We start from the raw sequence: 18,636 nt of genomic DNA, 5'->3' as shown, positions 1-18,636 counted from the left end.
TCTTTTAACGGCGTTTACAGATTGCAGTTGGGGCGGGAGTGAAACAGACACCGGAACCGGCCGGCAGCGATAGCCGCCAGCGGCCCGTACAGGCTTTATAAAGCGGGACGAATGGCGAGGTGGGGCATCCGGCCGCCCCCAGCCTTAAAACGCGCTGTGGGGCCGTTTCTGGAAATCATCGTGTGCCGGCACCCATTGCGATGTGGTCGGTGATGATTTCGACGATTTCCTCCTCGTCCTCGTCGGAGATACCGATGAACTCGCGTGCAGGGATGTCGCCCCACAAATGCGGGAAATCCTGCTGGTCGCCACCGAACTGCTGCATGGCCGCGTATTCCATCGTGTTGCCAACCAGGAGCGCATCGCCCTCCAGCTGGTAGATGTTCTGCGTGCGCAGCGTCAGATTGCGCTCTGCACCCACAAGTGGATCGTCAAAGCCCTTTCTGGCTATCGTGGCTGGAGCGTTTCCCTCCCATGCCGTACCGTCCGGCGCTTCCTGGTCTGCGAAACGCTGGTCGATGCTGAACAGCATCGCCTCTCCGATGTTCTTCAGCGCAGGCCGGATATCGCCCACTGCGTGTTCCAAGCCAGCCAGGGCACGTTTCACGTCCTGGTCATCCAACTCGATTCTGATCATGATCCGTCCTATACTGTGCCTATGCCCGCGTCGGCCCGGCTGCCGACTCCTTCACCCCAGGGTGTTGATGAGAGCCAGGGCGGGCGCCTCCCGCCCGCGGGCATTCCCCCTCACCGAATCCGAACCGCCCCTACGGGCGGTTTTTCCTTGGCGTTCCTAAATAGGGTCAGGAAGTAGTTCTTCCTGCCATCCCTGGTTCGCTTGAGTGCCGCCCGATACGGGACACCATCGACCGTCAGGTAGACCAGGCGCTCATCCCCCAGCCGATAAACCTGCCCCTCGTCGAGCAGCCGCTGGATCTTCCTGTAGTCTGTGATCCGTATCTCGGGATGCCGGGCCACATGCGCAGCCAGGCTTTCCTGCGACAGCAGCACCACCGATGATTCCGCTCCGATGGCCAGGCGGTCGGCATTGCGCAGCACTGCCACCGGAAACTCGCCCAGGATGTCTCCGACGAAGAAGCGCGCAAACACGTCCGCAGCCACCAAGGTTTGCACATTGAGCCGTGCGATTTCGGTGTCCAGGGTTTCAAGCCTGGTCATGCGACTGGCCAGCGCCCGAGTGGTCGCCGCGTGCCTGCCTGGCGTGTAGTCCCATCCGTACTGCACGCCCTTGGGCAGTACATGCACCTCGCCCGTACGCCTGTTCACATGCTCGTAGGTTTCCGTCGGCGGCGTTCTATCCGGGCCTGTCTTACCCATTTTCCTGAGCCGACGTTCGCTCACAGGCACCCACTGGCATTTGCAGCCAAACCCCATAGGCGTGCTGTGCGCCGCTACGAACGGGTCATCACGCCGCAGCACCAGACCATCCCACGCCTTGTGTTCAAGGCGCGGGTTCTCGGTACTACGGTGCCGGAACATCATGTACGGGTTGTAGCGCGCAACGTCCGGGTCGTTCATCTGCACGTCCCGACCGGCTGCATGGCTGGTGCGCAGGTTGGTGTTGTAGATCACGCGCGTACGCCAGGCCGTGCCATCGGCGGTATCCGAACCTGTCCAGCCCGTCCAGCCGCGTTGTTGGGCGATGCGGTCGAACTCGCCCCTGAACCATTCGATGCTCTTGCCCTCGTCGATGACCTTCTGGATCGACGCCTTCAGGTCTGCGACCAGGTCGGCCTTCATCGCGCCAGCTACGATAAAGCCGGCATCGTGCTGATCCCGTTGCAAGTCATCCCACCGCTCGGACGGCAGCGCCAGCTTGCGCCGGAAAAATTCGGACTGTTCTGCAAAGGGTTTGCGAAACGTCGCCTGGATGCTATTGGCCACGGTCTACCTCGTCGGCCAGTTCAGCACGGCCGGCCAGCTCGGCAGCGGTGAACGCCAGACCCATCACATCAGCCAGAGCCGATTCGTCCAGGTCGGAGAACTCGGCCAGCAGATTGGCCTGTAACGTGACCAGGTCGGGCGCTTCTGCGACCAGACGGCTGATGCGGCCCAGCCAGCTTTCGACGTGCGGCTGGGCCTGCCTGGCCAGAACGGATGTAGCCACATCCGCATAGTCGCCCTCGCCATGGTTCCCCTCGGCAAAAGCCAGCCCAGCCGGATCGCCAGAGTTGTCCGATGGCGGCACGACCCGCGTGTCGATGTCGCCTTCTTCCAGGTTGTAGGTGCGTTGCCAGTACGCGGATGTGAAGCGAACGCCAGCCCCGGACAGGATCTGGTCGCGCTCGGCCTGCGTCTTGTCGATGACCTCCTGTTCCCACATGGCATACACCGGCGCGGCAACCGATTCACCGAAATTGACGTCCACCACAAGCCGGATGATGCGATTCAGCGCCGCCAGCGTGATGCCCTTGTCACCGTCGCGGATGTCCTCGGTGACTTCGGCCCCGGCTGTGGCGCTGGCGCGGTTGCTGTCTTTTTCCGTGGTCTGGTCTTGACCCAGCAGCGCAACGTTGACGTCGCTGCGGCAGTATTCCAGCAACGACCGATAGACATCCGAACTGGCGCTCTTGCCCGTGGCTTCTTTGATCTCGATGCTGGAATCGTCAGGAATCGCCGCTACAGCGTCCTGCACCATTGCCTCTAGGCTGTCGAGCAGCAAGTCGGTTTCTCGGTCATCTGCACCACGGGGGTGCTTGCCGATGACCCAGGGTGAACCGTACTTCTCGGTGAACTGTACCCAGAATTTCAGCCCGCCCTTGAGGAAGGTTCCAGCCCAGAAACACATGCTCAGATCCGGGAACCCGTAGGGGTTGGCGTAGGTCGCGTCCTGTCGGGCAACGACGAACCGGACAGGGTCACACAGTTCACCATCGGTGCCGGCATCCTGGGCCATGAAACGCAGAGCGTTGTCGCGGTCATAACGGAACCATTCGGCCGGTTTACCCAGCACGCTCTCGGGCACGATGAAACGCCCGACTGGCGTCCACATCAGTTCGGCCGGCTGATAGCCGAACAGGGGCGCATTGAGCAATTCGCGCACCAGTTGATCCATGTCCAGGTCTGACAGCCAATCATCGACGAACGTGAACACATGCTCCGGGGAATTTTCGCGTCTCAGACCACGCTCTAGGCCCAGCACTGCCGCTTTGCGGCGGCGCACGTTGCCGCCGATGCGCGGGTGGCTTAACAGGTCGCGGTATGTGGACACGTCCTTGCCAGCCGCCTTCAGGATCGGGTCTGGGTTGGGCAGACCCAGACCGCCGAAACCACCGATGGCGCGGCTGCGCGTAGCCACATGCTGCTGTACCAGCCGGTCGCGCTGGATTTCGCCAAAGCTCACGAATTGGGTGGGGGTGACCCACAGACCTTTTTTCATCAATAACCTCGCATCATGGACGCGGCCACACGGCGGTTGCGGGACTTCGCGCGGGGCGTATCACCGGCCACCTCCAGGGCTGCGTAGTTCGCCAGGGCTGCGGCACCGGCAAAGTCACCGTGCCGGTACAGATCCGGCTCTTTCATATCCTGGCTGCGCGCCTTCACGATCATGGGAATGCCGTCCACCAGCTCGATAGCACGAACGTCCTGCTGGAAGTTGTCATCGCGGGGGATTGCGATCATCGAATCCTCGAACAACTGGACGAATTTGGGCATCCACGCGCCGTACCAGGAACGCGACAGCTTGACCTGGTGGATGCGGCTGCGGCCGAATTCATCTGCGGTGTCCTCGGCCAGCGTTTCACCGTTGCCGGATGCATCCAGTGCGGCGGCGACGAAGCGGGGCAAATGCCGAATGACGTAGAACAGGATCTGCTGTTGCTGGCGTGCAGGCACCTTGTGCATTTCGACGCCGAACGGCACATCGCGGCTGCGATCCTGCGCCACCGACATCGGGCAGATCACAGAGAAGTCGCGGTGGCGTGCATAGTCCATACCCAGAAAATGGCGCAGGCTGCCATCCAGCCGTTCCACGACCGGGGCCAGGTTGACCCTGATCCATTCCTCGACATACGCCTCGCGCCGGTACACCGGCTGCAGCACGAAATCGTCGGATAACGTCAGCCGCAGCACCGCGCGATCTGGCCGCATTGCCTCCTCGACCCAGACGCCAGGCACGCACACGCCAGTACCGTCGCGGGGGATGGCATCCAGTTCCTCGCGCATTTGCGCCTTGCGTGGGCCATAGGCGGCGCGGATCTTCTTGTACCAAGCCTCCTTGGCTTCCGGGGTCGGCTCTTCGCCCTTCATGAAACACACACGTTCGAACAAGCCATTCGCCACGGCATCGTCGAAGGTGATCATCATGACCTGCGCGTCCGCGCCATAGCGGCCTTCCTGGATATCAACCAGCATTTGGTTGAACGGGTTGGATTTGCCGTTGTGCGTGCTGATGATGACGATGCGCCCGCCCCAAATCAGCAGTGCGGTCGCGGCGTCCAGGACGGCGGACACGTCGCGGTGGAATGCGGCTTCGTCGATGATGACCTTGCCCTGCAGACCCCGGATGTTCGCCGGGTTGCTCGACAGGGCCACGATCTTGAAACCACTGGCGTAGCGAATTCGGTATGCGTTGATCTGGCGGGTATTGCCATGCTCGTCCTGGTCGTCGAACAGGAACTCCTCGATCTCGCTCACGCCGGACGCCTGGGCCTCCGCGATCACCCTGGAGAATTTGGCGCAATAGCCAATGAACTCCAAGCCTTTCTCTTTCGTGTCCCCGATGTAGAACGTGTCCATGCCGCCCGCGCTCTTGCGCGATGCAGCGGTGATAACCGAGTCCAAGGCTTCAGCAAACGTGATTCCAGTACGCCGGCCTTTGCCGCACAGCTTGATCTGTGCCTCCAGGCGTAGCCAGTCTGCCTGATGGGCCATTAAGATGCCCTCGGCCAGCGGGTTGAAGTTGGCCGGGATCTCTCTCGCGCGCGCTGGCAGTTCGTCCCACTCGACGACCCGTAGTGTGCTTGACAGCCCCTTCACCGATGCCACATCACACCCCCAGGAATTTCTTGCGCCAGAACATGGCCTGTTCTTCATCCAGGCCACCAGACTTGACTTCGTCGTCCAGGGTTTCGGCTTGTTCGCGCAGCAGCTTCTCGCGGGCCTCCTTGGCAACCGCCTGGCGCTCTTTGAGGTTCAGGCTGCGCGTCTCCTGGACGGATTTCGCCGCGCGGGCAATGGCCTGCACATCCTTGATGGACGTATTGCCTTGCTCCAGCGCGTTGTCCACTGCGTTGATAGCCAACGTGGTCACGGCCTGGGCAAGCAGCGCCCCGGATTTGTCGTCGAACGATTCGCCCAGCTCGGAGACCAGTGCCTCGGAAGCCAGCGCGATATTCTTGTGGCTGGCCAACACTTCTTCGTAGGTCTTGCGGTAGCGTCCCAGGCCGGTGCGGCTGGGCATTTCCTCCTGTTTTCCAGGGAACCGCTGGCGTAGATCGTCCAGCATCTCGTCCAGGGTCAGGCGATCCTCGCGCAGCAAACGCTGCAGGTACTCCTTGACCTCGGGCGACAGCTTGGAAACCTTCGATTTGCGCGCCATACGTCAACTACCTGCGCCGGGGCGCTTGACCCCATCGACAATCGACCGGCCCGCCGCTACGTCCTGGCCACGCTCGGTCAACGTGGCCAGCAGAACGCTGCCATCGCCAATGGACTCCACATCCAGCAATGCCTGCTCTTGCAGCCAGCGCATTTCACTCTTCACCTGGTCGCGGCTGGGATGATGGCCCCACTGGCTCAGTAGGCTGTACAAAACGCTGCTGTTGGCGCGGTAGGACGGCAGTTCACTGAGGATGCGCAGGATGATCAGGCGGCGATCTTCACTCAAGACCGTTGCATAAGCCTTTTTCATGGTCGGTCTCACTTGTTGTTCAGCAGGTAGGATTCCATCCGGTCAACAGACTTGCGGATGGGCGCAATGCCCTGGGCCAGTGCATCGACACTGCCCACTACGCGGCTGACCTGGAGCGCCAGGTCGTGGATCTGCTGCTGGCTCGGCACCTGTCGCATTTCCGACTCCAGCTTCGTAATCCTGGTGCGCAATTCCAGTAGCTCCTTGCTGCTGGCCGACTGCCTGCCGATGATCCAGGCGTAAATGCCAATGGCGGTAACGACGATCCAGCGAACCGTCTCAAACCCAAAACTCAAATTGCTGAAATCCATCACATACTCCGGTGCTCATACGCCTCTTGGCACTCAACACATCGCTGCACGCCAGGCACTGCCTGCTGCCGCGCGATAGGGATCGGTTCGCCGCAAGCCAGGCAGTGCGACGCGGGCGGCCGTGTCGACCTCTTGGCCTGCTGGTTCGCCAGCGCCAGTTCCCGATCCGCCTGTTCCCGCTGGCTGGCCAGGTCAATGATGTCCATCGACGTCCCCCTCACGATCCAGCAGCCTGTTCACCTGGGACTCGAGGTTGCGGCAGCGTTCTCCGTAGTCGGCAATGTGGGCGAGGATGTCGGCCTGGCTAAGTCCTGATTCGCATAGCCAGGTGTCAACGGCCTGGCCGGTTGCGGACGTGTCGCCAGTTCCAGCGGCAACGGTGCATGTGTTTGTGGTGGGTAGACCGATGGCGGCGTTGTACTCGCGCACGAAGCCAGCAGTGAACACGCTGCGAGGCAAAGGCTGCGCCGCGCTGCCAGGGGCAGGCACATAGACTGTGGTGACATTTCTGATCCTCTTGAGCAGGGATTCGCGTTCCTTCGCGTGCGCCGCCTTTTCATCGGCCAACTGCCGCGCGAGGATTTGATTGCGTTGGATTTCGTCGTTGAGCCGCAGCCAGGCTTCCTCCTGGGCATCGGCATATGCCTGGGCGTGATCGAGCGCCAATGCAGACAGAGCGGCATCACCCTGGGCCTTGGCCTTGCCGTGACCCAGGATGTAGCCGCCGATGCCCGCGCCCAGCGCCGCACCACCGGCCAACACCAGGGCGGCCAGCAGCGCATTCAAACGACTCGTTGTGATGGTTTGGCCGAGCATTGCGTCCCCCTCGGCCTACTGGCCGCTCCGGTAGCTGTCCAGATCGGTCTGCACACCGCCCTGGTGGACGACGCGGCTGACTGCCGACAGAATGGCGAATACCGTGGACAGGGTTGCGTAGGGGATGGGTGCCAGCATCGGCTGCCACAGCGGCAGCAGTTCCCCCGCAGCGGATACCAGCGCTGCCAGGATGGCGAAGCGCACCGACCACAGGCGGTGCCAGAACTTGGCGGAATCGTCCAGCTTCATGCTGCCACCTCCGCGCCACCGTGGATGACGCCTGGAACGATGCCAGCCAGCGCCAGGCCGCGTTCGATCACCGCGTCGTCGTACCAACCACCGTCGTAGGGGCCGGGGCCGTTTTCGTGGCGGATGATGGCACGCACCAACTGATCCATCGTCGGGTAGCGGTACACATCCACGGTTTCGTCATCCGGGCCGATACCCAGCGCCGATGCCACGGCGCGGCTGTATGCTGCCGTGTCGTTTTCGCTGGGTGGTGCCCAGCGTTCGATGATCTCGCGTACCGAGTCGATGCGGCTACCGTCACGTGCGCGGCGCTTGTCCTGGTACGTGATCAGCGTGCGCGCAATGGCGCGGATGCCCCATTCGGGCGCGGAGAAAGTAATGAACCGGGCATCGCTCTGCTGCGCCGCCATACCCTGCCAGCGGGTGGCGTTGCGCTCGATGTTGCCGGGGTTGGAATTGCGAATGCCGCGCGGCATCCGCATGACCTGATTTGCCATGATGTCCCCCAAGGTTTGAACGGGGACATGATCGGCTCCAGGCCGCGCACAGTCTTTTAATTGTGTTTAGAGACTGCTGTGGGGAGTATCAGGACGCTAACAACTTCGCCTTCTGCTGCTGGAATTCCTCTTCGTTCAAGATGCCTTGCTCTTTCAGCCTGGAGAGCCGTTCAAGCCTCGACAGCACATCATCATCCCCGGCGGTCGGATGAGTTCCAGGTTCTTGTGGCGGCAATTTCTCCGCATTATTGAAGGCAAAAGCCTGGAGTTTCTCAAATGTCTGGGCATCAGTTTTCCCTAGCAGGGAGCGTCCTTCAGTAAAGACCGCCTTAAACGTCACCGTCTTTTTTTGCTTGTTGGCCGCCCCCAGCAAGCCGCCCACGATCAGCCCAGCCCCCCCGAACAAGAGCCCCCCTGCAATGCCTGCTTCAGCAGCTTTGCCTACCCGACTTTCCTCGCTTTCAGTCGTGATCTCGATATGCAACAGGTCGTCTTTCGGGCGCAAGGCAATGTCAGCAGGGAACCCTTGCTTGGGTTTCTTGGGAAATGCGATTACCCCAAAACCAAACTCTGCCCGGCCTTGTGGAAAGTCTCCTGCCAGTACATCAATCGCTGCCATCGGTACCTGCCTCTCTTAGGTCTATCGAAATGATCTCACAGCATCTACAGGAAAGCGCCGCCTTCATTTCGAACGCCTCGATTTCGATGCTTTATCGCGTGCGGTAGCTACCAACATCTCCAGCTCTCGGAGCCGTCGCGCGACGGACAGCACTTCTGCACGCGACTCGTGGGACAAGGCCGCAAAAAGACCGGCCATCGTCTCATCCTCCGTAACCAGCGGGTTCTTGGCTGCCTCTTTGATGCCAGCCTCGAACACCTGGGAGTGATGACCGACCAGGACGTAGTCAATGTCCAGCCCCAGGTCGGGCCTCTTAGCTACTAGAGCCAGGAACTCCTTCTCGGGAAAGGAGCCTCGTCGTTTTCGAAGCGTCAAGGCATTGGCAGACATGCCTAGCGCCTCGGCTACATCCCTATCCTCGGTGACTCCAAGTTGCTGTTTCAAGCGCAGCATCGCTTCATCGAAAAATTTCATCTGACCCCTTGAGCACATTTCAAAAGACACTTAGAATGTCATTTAACACCTTAAAGTGTCTTTTGACAGGTAACAAAGGAGCCATCCGATGACCCCTCAACAAGTGAAAGCCCAGTTCCATGCTCGGGGCGTCCCGATCAGCCAGTGGGCTGACGAGAACGGCTTCCGGCGCTGTGACGTGTACCGAGTTCTCAACGGCATGTCGCCCTGCAAGCGCGGCATTCCGCACGAAATCGCCGTCAAGCTGGGTATCAAGCCCAACCCCCGCACGCAGAGCGCACAGCCGTAACTGGCCATTTTCTCATAGCACCCTGACAAGGGAAACCGTCATGAACCTTCAGAACAAGATCCTTACATCTAGTTCCAGACGCGGCGCACATCAGGGTCGCATATCGTCCAGCCTCACCACTGGCGATATCGGCAACCTGGGTGCGCGCCTGGCTGATCTGCAACGACGCTTGGAGCGATTCGACGGCGAATTCGAATCGACCCAGCCCCTGGTCGACGAACTGCTCGATATCCGCGCCTCTCTCGCCTCGCTGGAGTTCGGCATCGACCACGGCGCAGCTTTGCGCATCATGCGCGGCGCTTGCGCGCCACGGGCGGTCGTATGAGCAACGACCGCCAAGCATCCTCATCAGCCACGCGTGCTCTGCGCGTACTCAAGGCTCTCAAAGGCCATTCTTTGACCGGGCTCTCCAACGGGGAAATCGCTGCATTGACTGGCGAATCAGCCTCGAACGTGACGAGGGCATTGGCTGCACTGGTGGATGAAGGGCTGGCACTGAAGCTGGACAGCGGGCGATACGCCCACAGCATCGCCATGCTGCAGATCGCTCAAGCTCACCACAACCATATCGAAAACATCACCCGTCGCGCATCCGAAATGAATCAGCGGATCGCGGCGGGTGCCCTTTGATCGGAGGAGCCATCATGGCACGCCCCAAGGCAAATACAAGCACGGAACAGCACCAAGACATCCAGGGCTCTGCTGCGGCCCTGGTAGTTCAGGCACAGAACGAGGCTGGCGAACGACTGGCACAGGTGATCACCCAGTTCGGTGACGGCATGCCATTTGACGTCCTGCGCTACGAGGACAAGATCCGTGGACACCTTTCCCGCAGCGCAGAAGAGATGCTGGCAGCTGGCCGCGCCCTCGTAGTGGCCAGAGAGCACCTGCCGCACGGCGAGTGGCTGCCGTTTATGGATCGGCTCGGGCTGGACGTTCGCCTGGCACAACGAATGATGCAATCGGCCATCCGGTTTTCAAATGCGTCGACGTCGACGCATTTGATCCAGGCAGCCGGTTCCAAGTCGAAAGTGTTCGAACTGATGATCCTGGACGACGAAGAAATACAGGAACTCAACGAAGGCGGCACTGTTGCGGGCCTAGATCTGGACGAGATTGCGCGCATGCCAGTCAGCGAACTGCGCAAAGCGCTGCGTGATCTCCGCGAAGAAAAGAAGGCCGTCGACCAGCTCCTGACCGAAAAAGGCAAGGCCGTCGACAACCTGAAGGTCGAACTCCAGAAAACAGCCAAGCGCATCAAGACGATGTCGCCCGACGAAACGGCCAAAGACCTGAGCCTGGCGCTGTCTGGCTACGTACACAGTGCGGAGCATGCGATCCACGGCGAACTGCGACCGGCCATCGAAGCATTGATGCAGCACGACCAGGAGCATGGAACTGATCATCGCGCCCAGGTGGCGGGACTCGTCGCCCAAGTGCAACAGGTACTGGATGAACTGCGCGCCGAGTTCGCCCTGGGCACGGTTGCCTACCCGCAGCCGACATGGGCCGGAGACGGAGGCGGCGAGACGCCGACCACGCCAGTTCCCGATTGGGCCAAGGAGAACTGAGCATGCAGGGCGCAGCGAATCAACAGTTGTTCGAGTTCGCCATGCGGTGGCAAAGCGCCCCGCATGGCACCAAGGGAACCGTGATCGAGGAGGCCGAGCGCATCCTCGGGATGGCGCGCGCCACGCTGCACAGGAAGTTCAAGGACATGGTGGCTACCGACACGCGCAAGCGCCGGTCGGATGCTGGCAATGTCGAACTGCCACGCGAGGAAGCCTTGAAGGTTTCCGCAGTCCTCATGGAACACATGCGCAAGAACGGAAAGCGCACTGCCAGCGTAAACCTGGCTATCGAACAGCTGCGGGCGAACGGTCTGATCCGGGCCGAGCGTATCGACCAGGCCACGGGCGAAATCGTACCGCTGTCTGTCAGTGCGATTTCACGCGCACTGCGGCGCTACCAGGCACACCCGGATCAGTTGCTGCGCCCCGCGCCTGCGATGGCCATGACAAGCCTGCATCCAAATCATGTCTGGCAAATCGACGCAAGCCGATGCGTCATGTACTACCTGCCATCGCAGCCGGGCGACAACGGTCTGCGGATCATGGACGAAAAGGCGTTCTACAAGAACAAGCCAGCCAATGTGATCAAGGCAATGAAAGACGCTCTATGGCGCTACGTCGTCACCGACCACACGTCCGGCTGGGTGTACGTCCACTACGTGATCGGCGGGGAAACGTCGGCCAACTTGATCGAAGCGTTCATCGCCGCGATGGTGCAACGTCCTGGGCACGCCATGCACGGCGTTCCCAGGCTGATCATGCTCGACCCCGGCAGCGCCAACACGTCCGCAGCGTTCAAGAATCTGTGCCATGCGCTGCGTATCCGCCTCCAGATCAACAAGCCCGGCAACCCGCGCGCAAAAGGGCAGGTAGAAAAAGGCCAGGACTTGGTGGAGCGCAGCTTTGAAACGCTGCTCAAGACGCTGCGCGAAGACCAGGTGGACACCCTGGAGAAAATCAATGGCTTGGCCACGAAGTGGATGGCCTGGTTCAACGGCACGCAAATCCACACGCGGCATGAGATGACACGCGACGGTGCATGGCTGCGTATCAAAGGCGACCAGCTGATCGTTGCGCCTGCGCCCGACGTGATGCGGCAGGTTGCCGTCAGCGCTCCCGAATCGCGCGTGGTCGGCAGCCAATTGACCGTGCAGTTCCGGGGCCGCGAATACGACGTTTCCGGCGTGCCTGGGGTGCTAAACGGCGAGAAGCTGCTGATCTGCCGAAACGCGTTTGAGGATCAGGGTGCGCAGGCTATCGGACATACAGATGACGGCTACGAGACGTTCCACATCCTGCCTGAAGTGCTGCGCAATGAGTTCGGCATGGTGATTGGCGCCCCAGTGATCGGGGAATCCTATAAGCGCCATGCGGACACGCCGGCCCAGGCCAATGCCAAGGAGATCGAACGCCTGGCAATGGGCGCATCCTCAGACGAAGAAGCTGCTGCCGCGCGCAAGCAGAAGGCGGCGTTCATGGGTGGCGCATTCAACCCGCTGGCGCACATCGAGCAAACCAAGCTGGCAATCCCCATGCCGCGCACCGGCCAGATGCACGATTTGCAATCGCAAGCCCCGACCGTGGCCGAGCAACTGCTGACGCATATCCAAGCGGCCAAGCTGCTGCGCAAGGAACTGTCGGACTGGTCGCCGGCGCACTACGACCGCATGGTCGAGATGTATCCCGCAGGCGTGCCTGCAGACGAGATCAGCGGCGCAGCATTCGCGCTGCGCGAAGCCATGCGCCCCCGTCCAACCATTGTCCGAGTCGCGTAAGGAGACCCCACGGTGCTGAAGCTGAAATTGGTACTCAAAGACCTGCAAATCGAGCAGTCACGGCTGGCGTATGCCATCGGCATCAGCGCCGCCGCGATTGCACAGATCACGAACCACGACATCTGGCCGAAGAAGAAACCGGCCGCAGCGTATCAGGCGCGAATTCGTGAGTTTCTGAAGGAGAACGGCGCTACCGATGAACAGATCGGGAGCGCCTTCGAGAAGTGGACGCCGCCGGCCAGGGCGGCGTCCCAGGCCCAACCTCAAGAGGAAGAACCCATCATGCTGCTACGCAAACAAACCCTGCATCCGAAAACCCGCCAGCATTTCGGGCTGGTCAGGAACCCATTCAGCGAGGTCGCCAGCGCCGAAGAAGTCTATCAGAACGACGCCATCCGGTACACGCGCCTGGCAATGCTGGACGCCGCCAAGCGGGGCGGCTTCATGGCTGTCATCGGGGAGTCTGGTTCCGGCAAGTCTACTCTGCGGCGCGACCTGATCGAACGCATCCACCGCGAGAGCGAACAGGTACGCATCATCCAGCCGTTTTCCATCATCGGCATGGCCGACCAGGACACCAAGGGCAACGTGATGCGCGCCTCCCACATCGCCACCGCGATCCTGGCCGAGATTTCGCCGCACATCACAGTGCCGTCGGACAGCGAGACACGGTTCCGGCGCGTCAGCCAGGAACTGATGACCTCGCACCAGGCCGGCAACAGGCATGTGCTGATCATCGAAGAAGCCCATGCGCTGCCAATTCCGACACTGAACCATCTGAAGCGGTTCACGGAATTGGAGGCAGGCTTTGCGCGGCTGCTGTCGATCATCCTCGTCGGCCAGCCGGAACTTGCGGCCAAGCTGTCCGAGCAAAACGCTGCTGTCCGCGAGGTGGTACAGCGGTGCGAAATCATGACGCTGCCCCCCCTGGGAAGTCATCTGCCCGAGTACCTCGAATTCCGCTTCAAGCAGGCCGGCACCACGCTGAAAAAGGTCATGACAGATGACGCCGTCCAGGCCATCCACGACCGCCTGCAACCGCCCGTACCGCGCGGCCACAAGTCCTATTCCCTGCTGTACCCCCTGGCAGTCCACAACCTGACCACCGCCGCGCTGAATCTGGCCGCAGAAAATGGCGCGCCGGTGGTCAGCGCGGACGTCATCAACGAGGTGTGACATGACCCATCTGCAAGTGGTGAATCCGCCCTCCGCGCCCGTTCATATCCCGCCCAGGCGTCCCCTGGTGGTGCTGACCGAGCAGTTCCAGGAAAACCTCCGCCGCGTCAATGCAGTAGCCAGGCGTCTGCGCCAAATGGGCTACCGCATCGTCGGCACTACGGCCCAGGGACGCGCCGAAGTACAGATCATGCCGGACGTTGAATCGTCATCGCGTCCCATTCTGGCGCTGGCCCATAGCGTGCTGTACGACCGCGCTCGAGGAACGGCGCAGGCCAATGTGGACGGCGTCATGGTGACCTGGCAGCAGGCCGAGGGGAAGACCGCATGAGCGCGCCCACAACCAGGCTCATCAGCCCTGAATCGCTGAATAGCGTCGAAGAACTACGGCAGGAACTGCACCGCGTGAACACGCTGGTGTGCTGGCTCACACAAGATGCACACACTCTACGCCATATGCTGCACCAGATCAGCGGCCAGATGGGGCGCATCGTCCTCGCCCATGTCGGAGGCGACAAGGACAGCGTGCAGCGTGAACTGACCGCTTTCGTGGAGAAGCACGTCGAGATCACCCAATCACCAGCGCGGCCTGGAGGACTGCACTGATGCGTACCCGGTGCCCAAGCTGCGGCGCGACGTTGTCCCTGGACGCGCTGATCGCCCATGACGGTGCCAGGGATGCGCTGGCCGCAGCATTCAAGCTATCAGGCCCGCTCGGAGCCGCGCTATTGCGCTATCTGGCCTTATTCCGCCCCGACAAGCGCGAATTGACGATGGATAGGGTCGCCCGCCTGGTCAACGAACTGCTGCCCGACATGCAGGCCCAGCGGATCAGCCGCAACGGCCAGGTTCATGAGGCACCGACCGAAGCCTGGCTGTGGTCAATGGAGCAAGCATTGGCTGCGCGGGATGCTGGACGGCTGGTTATGCCGCTCAAGGGGCACGGCTGGCTGTACGAGGTCATCAGCAATTGGCGACCGCAGGGAAACCAGGTCGTGCTGGCTGGCGATGGCCGGGTGGCCCCCCCGAAGGCGCAGTCGAAGACGCTGTCCGCGATCAGTGCCCTGGAGGAGCGCGCCCGTGGTTGAGAAGTGGCTCGAGCGCGAGATAGCACGCGGTCTGCAAGGGCTGGTCGCCCTGCGCCTGGCCGGTGCTCCCGCCGACGACAGTGTGACGCTCACGCTGGACGTGTGGCTGGCCGCACTCGATGGGTTGCCAGTGATCTGGAACGAAGCCTTGGACGCAGAGCGAATTCGCAAGGCATTCAGGACGCTGTACCGGGTCTGTGATCGCTGGCCACCGCCCAAGTTGTTCCTGGAATACATGGGCAACCGCGATCCACCACCTGCGCTGCCGCCGCCCAAGATCAGCGAGGAACAGCGGCAACGGAACCTGGCCAGGCTTCGGGAATTGAGGCAGGAACTGGCCAAGGGCATGAAGATTTCAAACAAGCAACCGCATTTACAGGAGCAACAGAATGGGAACTCAAACCCTGCAAATTCCGCCCGGCTACCGGAAACGGGCGGACGGCACGCTGGTACCGGAGTCGATGGTCTCGGACGTCGACAAGCTACGCGACCAGACCATCGAGAAGCTGATCCAGGGCGCGAAGATCCGCCGCCAGGATCTCGCGGAGTTTCGCGCCCTGGCGTTCTCTGACGTCGAAGCGTTCGTGGAGACCAGCCTGGAGCAGTACGGCGTGAAAGCACGCGGGAACAAGGGAAACATCACGCTCACGTCGTTCGATGGCCGGTACAAGATCGTCCGCAAGGTGCAGGAACACTTGGTTTTCGACGAGCGACTGCAAGCGGCCAAGGAACTGATCGACGAGTGCATCACGGACTGGTCGGAAGGCAGCCGTGACGAAATCAAGGTGCTGGTGAACGACGCCTTCCGCGTTGACCAGGAAGGCAAGATCAACACCGGCCGCGTCCTGGGCCTGCGTCGGCTGCACATCACAGATGAACGCTGGCAGCGCGCCATGCAGGCAATCAGCGACAGCGTCCGGGTCGATGGCAGCAAGCCCTATATCCGGTTCTACGAACGCAAGGAAGGCTCCGACGAATACGTCGCCATCAGCCTCGACTTGGCGGCTGTGTAAGTCCGGCGCATTTCGTTTCACCAGACCGGGCTGTTTCCCGGAATTTCATTATCAGCAGGAGAGCCATCATGGCACTGACCAAGAAAGAACTGGAAGCCGCGATCAGCGAACAAAGCGGCCTCACGAAAACAGATACCAGGGCGTTCCTGGACACGCTCGAAAGCGTGGTTCACAAGCAGTTGGCAGACGGTAATGAAGTCGTCCTGCCTGGAATCGGCAAGCTGGCGGTCATCGAGCGTGCCGCCAAGCAAGGCCGTAACCCGCAAACCGGCGAGGCAGTGCAGATACCGGCGAAGAACGCGCCCAAGTTCACCGCCGCCAAGGCGCTGAAGGACGCCGTGGCGTAAGAGGCCATCGCCTCAAGCCGGTCTAGCGGCTTCGGGAGATGACGACTTCGAGGAAGATCAAATGAGCGACCGCAACAAAGTCCTGGACAAGATCCGCAAATGCCTGGCGTTGTCGACAAGCAGCAACGAACACGAAGCCGCTGCCGCATTGCGCCAGGCCCGCAAACTGATGGATGCCCACGGCATTACCGACCTGGACGTGCTGGCGGCAGAAGCCGATGAGCGCCGTGCCAAAGCCGGCGTCGAGTCCAGGCCGTCCAATTGGGAAACGCACCTGGCGTGTCTGGTGGCGGACGCATTCAGTTGCCGTGTGATTTTTTCGCAAGGACGGTGGGTGCCCGCCGGTCGTCGGCCAGGCGAATGGTGCTACATCGGCTGCGGTGCCGCGCCGGAGATTGCTCAATACGCTTTCACCGTGCTGCATCGCCAAGCCCGCCGCGCACGCGACGAGCACATCAAACAGCGCCTGAAGCGGTGCAAGCTGGCGACCAAGACACGCCGGGCCGACCTGTTCAGCGAAGGATGGGTACGCGCCGTCGCGGGCACGGTTTCGGAGTTTGCCGGCAATGAGCAGCAGGTCGCAGCCATCGACGCCTACTTGGCTGCCCACTATCCCAGCCTGCGCAACCTGGACGCGCTTAATCGCAACGATGGTCGCAAGTTGCGCGACCACGAATATGACGATTGGGCGTCTGGCCACAAGTCGGGCCGCGATGCCAGCCTGTCGCGCGGCATCGACGGTTCCGGTCAACACCTGGCGCTGGAGTGAATCATGGCAGCACAGCATGACCGCCAGCGCCTGATCCGCCTGATCCATGTAGCCAAGCGCGACCTGGCATTGGACGACGAAACCTACCGCGCCATCCTGCGCCGAATCGCAAATAAGGACTCGTCGGCGGCACTGAGCATTCCCGAACTGGAAAAAGTCCTGTCGTACCTGAAGCAAAGCGGCTTCAAGGTGCGCCAGAAGCCCCAGGGACAGCGCAAGCCACTACCCCAGGATGACAGGGGCACCAGCAAGAAGATCAGGGCGCTGTGGCTGTTCCTGCATGCCCTGGGCGCAGTGAAAGACCCCAGCGAAGCGGCTCTATTCGCATACGTCCGCCGAATCACGAAGGTCGATGCGCTCCAGTGGATTGATGGCGAACACTCGCACCAGGTCATCGAAACGCTCAAGCGGTGGGCACAGCGACACCTGCCCGGCGCATTGCGTACGCTGGCAGCGCAGATACGCGACAGCGACATTGAAGAACAAGCCCGGCAGCGGGCACAGGCCGCGCTGTTCACGGCATCGACCAGAGGATCGTTCGATGCTATGTGGGCGGCATACGAAATCTGTCAAGAAGTGCTGCGGCATGGCAGCAAGGAGGTCACATGAACAGCCACTCGTTCCGAAGCAAAGGGCCGGAACTGCTGCAAGACCTGGCCGACAAGGTGAAGGTCGTGCTCACCAACTATGGGGAGATCCAGGACGATGTAGCCGAAGCCCTGGGCGTCGAGGTTGCGGAGGTCATGGCGAAAAGCTGGGGCGGGATGAACATCTACGTCCCGCTGGGCATTGTCGTGCGCCGTCACCGCAAGGCGCTGGAAATCTGGCAGGACTTCAAAGGCGACAACGTCGACGAAGTGGCGCGCAAGCATGGCGTCTCGACGCAGTGGGTCTACAAGGTCATCAAGGTCATGCGTGCGGAAGAACTGACGCGGCGGCAGCCGGGCCTTTTCGATGCCGTGTCGGCTGGTGACAACGACTCCAGGTAGTTCATTTCGGCGTCTGGCATGCCCGCCCAGCCACTCGCACGCGCACAACCAAGGAAGCCCCTCGGCAGCGCATCCAGCACCACACATTGGAGATAGCCATGTCCAACAGTACACGCGAAATGCCCGATTGGGCACGAGCCATCCAGAAACGCTTCATCGACGAGGCAGTGAAGCGTTTCTACGGCGCACCAATCAACAAGGAAACTCTCGAAGGCATCGCGGAAATGATGTTGCGCTTCCAATTCGAGATCATCACCTATCCGCTTCCGCTGATGCCGGAAGAACTGGCGCGGCGGCAGCCGAGCCTTTTCGATACCGTGTCGGCTGGTGACAACGACTCCAAGTGACATCGTCATGCTGAAGAACCAACACTACCTGGCACCGTGCCCATTCTGCGGCTGCGATTTGGACGCTCAATGGAACCGTCCCAATCCCAAGGCTCGATGCCGCACGGATGGATGCAAGGGCCGACAGTTGCCGGTGCTCAATCTGGATCAGGCGGATGACATTGCCGCCTGGAACCATCGTCCGCTGGCGACCAACTCTACTGCCGACGCCGTCGCCGTGCAGATGTGCATAGCGGCCGGGCTGGACGTGGCCACCGCCGATGCGCTGGTCTGGCGGATTCACGGTTGGATCAGTTCGCGCCGCTGACCCTTTTTAGGCTTTGCGCATATTGCAAGGCTTTTTCAAACCCAATCCAGATATTTACCGTTCCCGTGCGGAATATCCCGTAAATATCTCATCCGTTCCTCTGGATTTATCTCTCTCCCCATCA

Annotated in this window: 29 protein-coding genes; 16 read left to right on the top strand and 13 right to left on the bottom strand. The window is 61.2% G+C overall.

The window, feature by feature from the left end; translation table 11 throughout:
- Window positions 1-175: 175 nt before the first annotated feature.
- The 13 genes from APH44_RS24255 to APH44_RS24195 form a co-directional block, all read right to left on the bottom strand.
- Entirely contained in the window at window positions 176-637 is a 462-nt protein-coding gene (locus APH44_RS24255) for a phage virion morphogenesis protein (protein WP_054894954.1), read from the bottom strand.
- Between the two features lie 110 nt (window positions 638-747).
- Entirely contained in the window at window positions 748-1,905 is a 1,158-nt protein-coding gene (locus APH44_RS24250; RefSeq protein WP_054894953.1) for a phage minor head protein, read from the bottom strand.
- On the bottom strand, window positions 1,895-3,400 hold the full coding sequence (locus tag APH44_RS24245) for a DUF935 domain-containing protein (protein WP_054894952.1): 1,506 nt from the start codon (window positions 3,398-3,400) through the stop codon (window positions 1,895-1,897). Before APH44_RS24245 ends, APH44_RS24250 begins: the two co-directional genes overlap by 11 nt.
- On the bottom strand, window positions 3,400-5,010 hold the full coding sequence (locus tag APH44_RS24240; protein WP_256250264.1) for a hypothetical protein: 1,611 nt from the start codon (window positions 5,008-5,010) through the stop codon (window positions 3,400-3,402). The genes APH44_RS24245 and APH44_RS24240 overlap by 1 nt, the downstream gene beginning before the upstream one ends.
- A 1-nt stretch (window position 5,011) precedes the next feature.
- Window positions 5,012-5,563: a phage protein Gp27 family protein gene (locus tag APH44_RS24235; RefSeq protein WP_054894950.1), complete on the bottom strand. Its 552-nt coding sequence runs from the start codon at window positions 5,561-5,563 to the stop codon at window positions 5,012-5,014.
- Window positions 5,564-5,566: 3 nt separating this feature from the next.
- Window positions 5,567-5,875 (bottom strand): hypothetical protein, encoded by a 309-nt coding sequence (locus tag APH44_RS24230; RefSeq protein ID WP_054894949.1) that lies wholly within the window; start codon window positions 5,873-5,875, stop codon window positions 5,567-5,569.
- Between the two features lie 8 nt (window positions 5,876-5,883).
- Window positions 5,884-6,186, bottom strand: a complete 303-nt coding sequence (locus tag APH44_RS24225) for a DUF2730 family protein (protein WP_054894948.1) — start codon at window positions 6,184-6,186, stop codon at window positions 5,884-5,886.
- The gene (locus APH44_RS24220; RefSeq protein WP_054894947.1) at window positions 6,186-6,392 is read right to left on the bottom strand and encodes a TraR/DksA C4-type zinc finger protein; all 207 of its coding nucleotides are present in this window, start codon (window positions 6,390-6,392) and stop codon (window positions 6,186-6,188) included. The genes APH44_RS24225 and APH44_RS24220 overlap by 1 nt, the downstream gene beginning before the upstream one ends.
- Window positions 6,379-7,002, bottom strand: coding sequence for a hypothetical protein (locus APH44_RS29875; RefSeq protein WP_054894946.1), 624 nt, complete (start codon window positions 7,000-7,002; stop codon window positions 6,379-6,381). Before APH44_RS29875 ends, APH44_RS24220 begins: the two co-directional genes overlap by 14 nt.
- A gap of 15 nt (window positions 7,003-7,017) precedes the next feature.
- Window positions 7,018-7,251 carry a hypothetical protein gene (locus APH44_RS24210; RefSeq protein WP_054894945.1) on the bottom strand — a complete coding sequence of 78 codons (234 nt, stop codon included), beginning with the start codon at window positions 7,249-7,251 and terminating at the stop codon, window positions 7,018-7,020.
- On the bottom strand, window positions 7,248-7,748 hold the full coding sequence (locus tag APH44_RS24205; RefSeq protein WP_371264437.1) for a structural protein: 501 nt from the start codon (window positions 7,746-7,748) through the stop codon (window positions 7,248-7,250). The genes APH44_RS24210 and APH44_RS24205 overlap by 4 nt, the downstream gene beginning before the upstream one ends.
- Before the next feature lie 88 nt (window positions 7,749-7,836).
- Window positions 7,837-8,367, bottom strand: coding sequence for an SHOCT domain-containing protein (locus APH44_RS30240; protein ID WP_054894943.1), 531 nt, complete (start codon window positions 8,365-8,367; stop codon window positions 7,837-7,839).
- A 63-nt stretch (window positions 8,368-8,430) separates the two neighbouring features.
- Window positions 8,431-8,841 (bottom strand): helix-turn-helix domain-containing protein, encoded by a 411-nt coding sequence (locus tag APH44_RS24195; RefSeq protein WP_177342482.1) that lies wholly within the window; start codon window positions 8,839-8,841, stop codon window positions 8,431-8,433.
- A gap of 88 nt (window positions 8,842-8,929) precedes the next feature.
- Here APH44_RS24195 and APH44_RS24190 point away from each other — a divergent pair, with 88 nt between their 5' ends.
- The 16 genes from APH44_RS24190 (at window position 8,930) to APH44_RS29865 (ending at window position 18,512) form a co-directional block, all read left to right on the top strand.
- Entirely contained in the window at window positions 8,930-9,130 is a 201-nt protein-coding gene (locus APH44_RS24190; protein WP_054894941.1) for a DNA-binding protein, read from the top strand.
- A gap of 40 nt (window positions 9,131-9,170) precedes the next feature.
- Window positions 9,171-9,455 (top strand): hypothetical protein, encoded by a 285-nt coding sequence (locus APH44_RS24185; protein WP_054894940.1) that lies wholly within the window; start codon window positions 9,171-9,173, stop codon window positions 9,453-9,455.
- Complete coding sequence (locus tag APH44_RS24180; RefSeq protein ID WP_054894939.1) at window positions 9,452-9,760, top strand: helix-turn-helix domain-containing protein; 309 nt, start codon at window positions 9,452-9,454, stop codon at window positions 9,758-9,760. Before APH44_RS24185 ends, APH44_RS24180 begins: the two co-directional genes overlap by 4 nt.
- 14 nt (window positions 9,761-9,774) lie before the next feature.
- Window positions 9,775-10,701: a hypothetical protein gene (locus APH44_RS24175; protein ID WP_054894938.1), complete on the top strand. Its 927-nt coding sequence runs from the start codon at window positions 9,775-9,777 to the stop codon at window positions 10,699-10,701.
- 2 nt (window positions 10,702-10,703) lie between these two features.
- Complete coding sequence (locus APH44_RS24170) at window positions 10,704-12,476, top strand: DDE-type integrase/transposase/recombinase (protein WP_054894937.1); 1,773 nt, start codon at window positions 10,704-10,706, stop codon at window positions 12,474-12,476.
- A gap of 12 nt (window positions 12,477-12,488) precedes the next feature.
- Window positions 12,489-13,652: an ExeA family protein gene (locus tag APH44_RS24165; protein WP_054894936.1), complete on the top strand. Its 1,164-nt coding sequence runs from the start codon at window positions 12,489-12,491 to the stop codon at window positions 13,650-13,652.
- Window position 13,653: 1 nt separating this feature from the next.
- Window positions 13,654-13,983 carry a hypothetical protein gene (locus APH44_RS24160; protein ID WP_054894935.1) on the top strand — a complete coding sequence of 110 codons (330 nt, stop codon included), beginning with the start codon at window positions 13,654-13,656 and terminating at the stop codon, window positions 13,981-13,983.
- Window positions 13,980-14,258 (top strand): hypothetical protein, encoded by a 279-nt coding sequence (locus APH44_RS24155; protein WP_054894934.1) that lies wholly within the window; start codon window positions 13,980-13,982, stop codon window positions 14,256-14,258. The genes APH44_RS24160 and APH44_RS24155 overlap by 4 nt, the downstream gene beginning before the upstream one ends.
- Window positions 14,258-14,740, top strand: a complete 483-nt coding sequence (locus APH44_RS24150) for a hypothetical protein (protein WP_054894933.1) — start codon at window positions 14,258-14,260, stop codon at window positions 14,738-14,740. Before APH44_RS24155 ends, APH44_RS24150 begins: the two co-directional genes overlap by 1 nt.
- 389 nt (window positions 14,741-15,129) lie before the next feature.
- Window positions 15,130-15,753: a DUF3164 family protein gene (locus tag APH44_RS24145; RefSeq protein ID WP_054894932.1), complete on the top strand. Its 624-nt coding sequence runs from the start codon at window positions 15,130-15,132 to the stop codon at window positions 15,751-15,753.
- 68 nt (window positions 15,754-15,821) lie between these two features.
- Window positions 15,822-16,100: an HU family DNA-binding protein gene (locus APH44_RS24140; protein ID WP_156343788.1), complete on the top strand. Its 279-nt coding sequence runs from the start codon at window positions 15,822-15,824 to the stop codon at window positions 16,098-16,100.
- A 61-nt stretch (window positions 16,101-16,161) separates the two neighbouring features.
- Complete coding sequence (locus tag APH44_RS24135) at window positions 16,162-16,869, top strand: DUF2786 domain-containing protein (RefSeq protein WP_054894931.1); 708 nt, start codon at window positions 16,162-16,164, stop codon at window positions 16,867-16,869.
- A 3-nt stretch (window positions 16,870-16,872) separates the two neighbouring features.
- Window positions 16,873-17,478: a gp16 family protein gene (locus tag APH44_RS24130; RefSeq protein ID WP_082430658.1), complete on the top strand. Its 606-nt coding sequence runs from the start codon at window positions 16,873-16,875 to the stop codon at window positions 17,476-17,478.
- Complete coding sequence (locus tag APH44_RS24125; RefSeq protein ID WP_054894930.1) at window positions 17,475-17,858, top strand: Mor transcription activator family protein; 384 nt, start codon at window positions 17,475-17,477, stop codon at window positions 17,856-17,858. Before APH44_RS24130 ends, APH44_RS24125 begins: the two co-directional genes overlap by 4 nt.
- Window positions 17,859-17,956: 98 nt before the next feature.
- Window positions 17,957-18,205 (top strand): hypothetical protein, encoded by a 249-nt coding sequence (locus APH44_RS24120; RefSeq protein WP_054894929.1) that lies wholly within the window; start codon window positions 17,957-17,959, stop codon window positions 18,203-18,205.
- A 7-nt stretch (window positions 18,206-18,212) separates the two neighbouring features.
- On the top strand, window positions 18,213-18,512 hold the full coding sequence (locus APH44_RS29865) for a hypothetical protein (RefSeq protein WP_156343787.1): 300 nt from the start codon (window positions 18,213-18,215) through the stop codon (window positions 18,510-18,512).
- Window positions 18,513-18,636: the final 124 nt, after the last annotated feature.

The sequence above is a fragment of the Pseudomonas sp. NBRC 111143 genome (assembly GCF_001320965.1).
Taxonomy (GTDB): domain Bacteria; phylum Pseudomonadota; class Gammaproteobacteria; order Pseudomonadales; family Pseudomonadaceae; genus Aquipseudomonas; species Aquipseudomonas machongensis.
This window is presented reverse-complemented; position numbering and strand designations above follow the sequence as displayed.

Coding starts and splice junctions, on each gene's coding strand:
- APH44_RS24255 (WP_054894954.1), bottom strand. CDS start 637: ATGATCAGAATCGAGTTGGATGACCAGGACGTGAAACGTGCCCTGGCT.
- APH44_RS24245 (WP_054894952.1), bottom strand. CDS start 3,400: ATGAAAAAAGGTCTGTGGGTCACCCCCACCCAATTCGTGAGCTTTGGC.
- APH44_RS24235 (WP_054894950.1), bottom strand. CDS start 5,563: ATGGCGCGCAAATCGAAGGTTTCCAAGCTGTCGCCCGAGGTCAAGGAG.
- APH44_RS24230 (WP_054894949.1), bottom strand. CDS start 5,875: ATGAAAAAGGCTTATGCAACGGTCTTGAGTGAAGATCGCCGCCTGATC.
- APH44_RS24225 (WP_054894948.1), bottom strand. CDS start 6,186: ATGGATTTCAGCAATTTGAGTTTTGGGTTTGAGACGGTTCGCTGGATC.
- APH44_RS24220 (WP_054894947.1), bottom strand. CDS start 6,392: ATGGACATCATTGACCTGGCCAGCCAGCGGGAACAGGCGGATCGGGAA.
- APH44_RS29875 (WP_054894946.1), bottom strand. CDS start 7,002: ATGCTCGGCCAAACCATCACAACGAGTCGTTTGAATGCGCTGCTGGCC.
- APH44_RS24210 (WP_054894945.1), bottom strand. CDS start 7,251: ATGAAGCTGGACGATTCCGCCAAGTTCTGGCACCGCCTGTGGTCGGTG.
- APH44_RS24205 (WP_371264437.1), bottom strand. CDS start 7,748: ATGGCAAATCAGGTCATGCGGATGCCGCGCGGCATTCGCAATTCCAAC.
- APH44_RS30240 (WP_054894943.1), bottom strand. CDS start 8,367: ATGGCAGCGATTGATGTACTGGCAGGAGACTTTCCACAAGGCCGGGCA.
- APH44_RS24195 (WP_177342482.1), bottom strand. CDS start 8,841: ATGAAATTTTTCGATGAAGCGATGCTGCGCTTGAAACAGCAACTTGGA.
- APH44_RS24190 (WP_054894941.1), top strand. CDS start 8,930: ATGACCCCTCAACAAGTGAAAGCCCAGTTCCATGCTCGGGGCGTCCCG.
- APH44_RS24185 (WP_054894940.1), top strand. CDS start 9,171: ATGAACCTTCAGAACAAGATCCTTACATCTAGTTCCAGACGCGGCGCA.
- APH44_RS24180 (WP_054894939.1), top strand. CDS start 9,452: ATGAGCAACGACCGCCAAGCATCCTCATCAGCCACGCGTGCTCTGCGC.
- APH44_RS24175 (WP_054894938.1), top strand. CDS start 9,775: ATGGCACGCCCCAAGGCAAATACAAGCACGGAACAGCACCAAGACATC.
- APH44_RS24170 (WP_054894937.1), top strand. CDS start 10,704: ATGCAGGGCGCAGCGAATCAACAGTTGTTCGAGTTCGCCATGCGGTGG.
- APH44_RS24160 (WP_054894935.1), top strand. CDS start 13,654: ATGACCCATCTGCAAGTGGTGAATCCGCCCTCCGCGCCCGTTCATATC.
- APH44_RS24155 (WP_054894934.1), top strand. CDS start 13,980: ATGAGCGCGCCCACAACCAGGCTCATCAGCCCTGAATCGCTGAATAGC.
- APH44_RS24150 (WP_054894933.1), top strand. CDS start 14,258: ATGCGTACCCGGTGCCCAAGCTGCGGCGCGACGTTGTCCCTGGACGCG.
- APH44_RS24145 (WP_054894932.1), top strand. CDS start 15,130: ATGGGAACTCAAACCCTGCAAATTCCGCCCGGCTACCGGAAACGGGCG.
- APH44_RS24140 (WP_156343788.1), top strand. CDS start 15,822: ATGGCACTGACCAAGAAAGAACTGGAAGCCGCGATCAGCGAACAAAGC.
- APH44_RS24135 (WP_054894931.1), top strand. CDS start 16,162: ATGAGCGACCGCAACAAAGTCCTGGACAAGATCCGCAAATGCCTGGCG.
- APH44_RS24130 (WP_082430658.1), top strand. CDS start 16,873: ATGGCAGCACAGCATGACCGCCAGCGCCTGATCCGCCTGATCCATGTA.
- APH44_RS24125 (WP_054894930.1), top strand. CDS start 17,475: ATGAACAGCCACTCGTTCCGAAGCAAAGGGCCGGAACTGCTGCAAGAC.
- APH44_RS24120 (WP_054894929.1), top strand. CDS start 17,957: ATGTCCAACAGTACACGCGAAATGCCCGATTGGGCACGAGCCATCCAG.
- APH44_RS29865 (WP_156343787.1), top strand. CDS start 18,213: ATGCTGAAGAACCAACACTACCTGGCACCGTGCCCATTCTGCGGCTGC.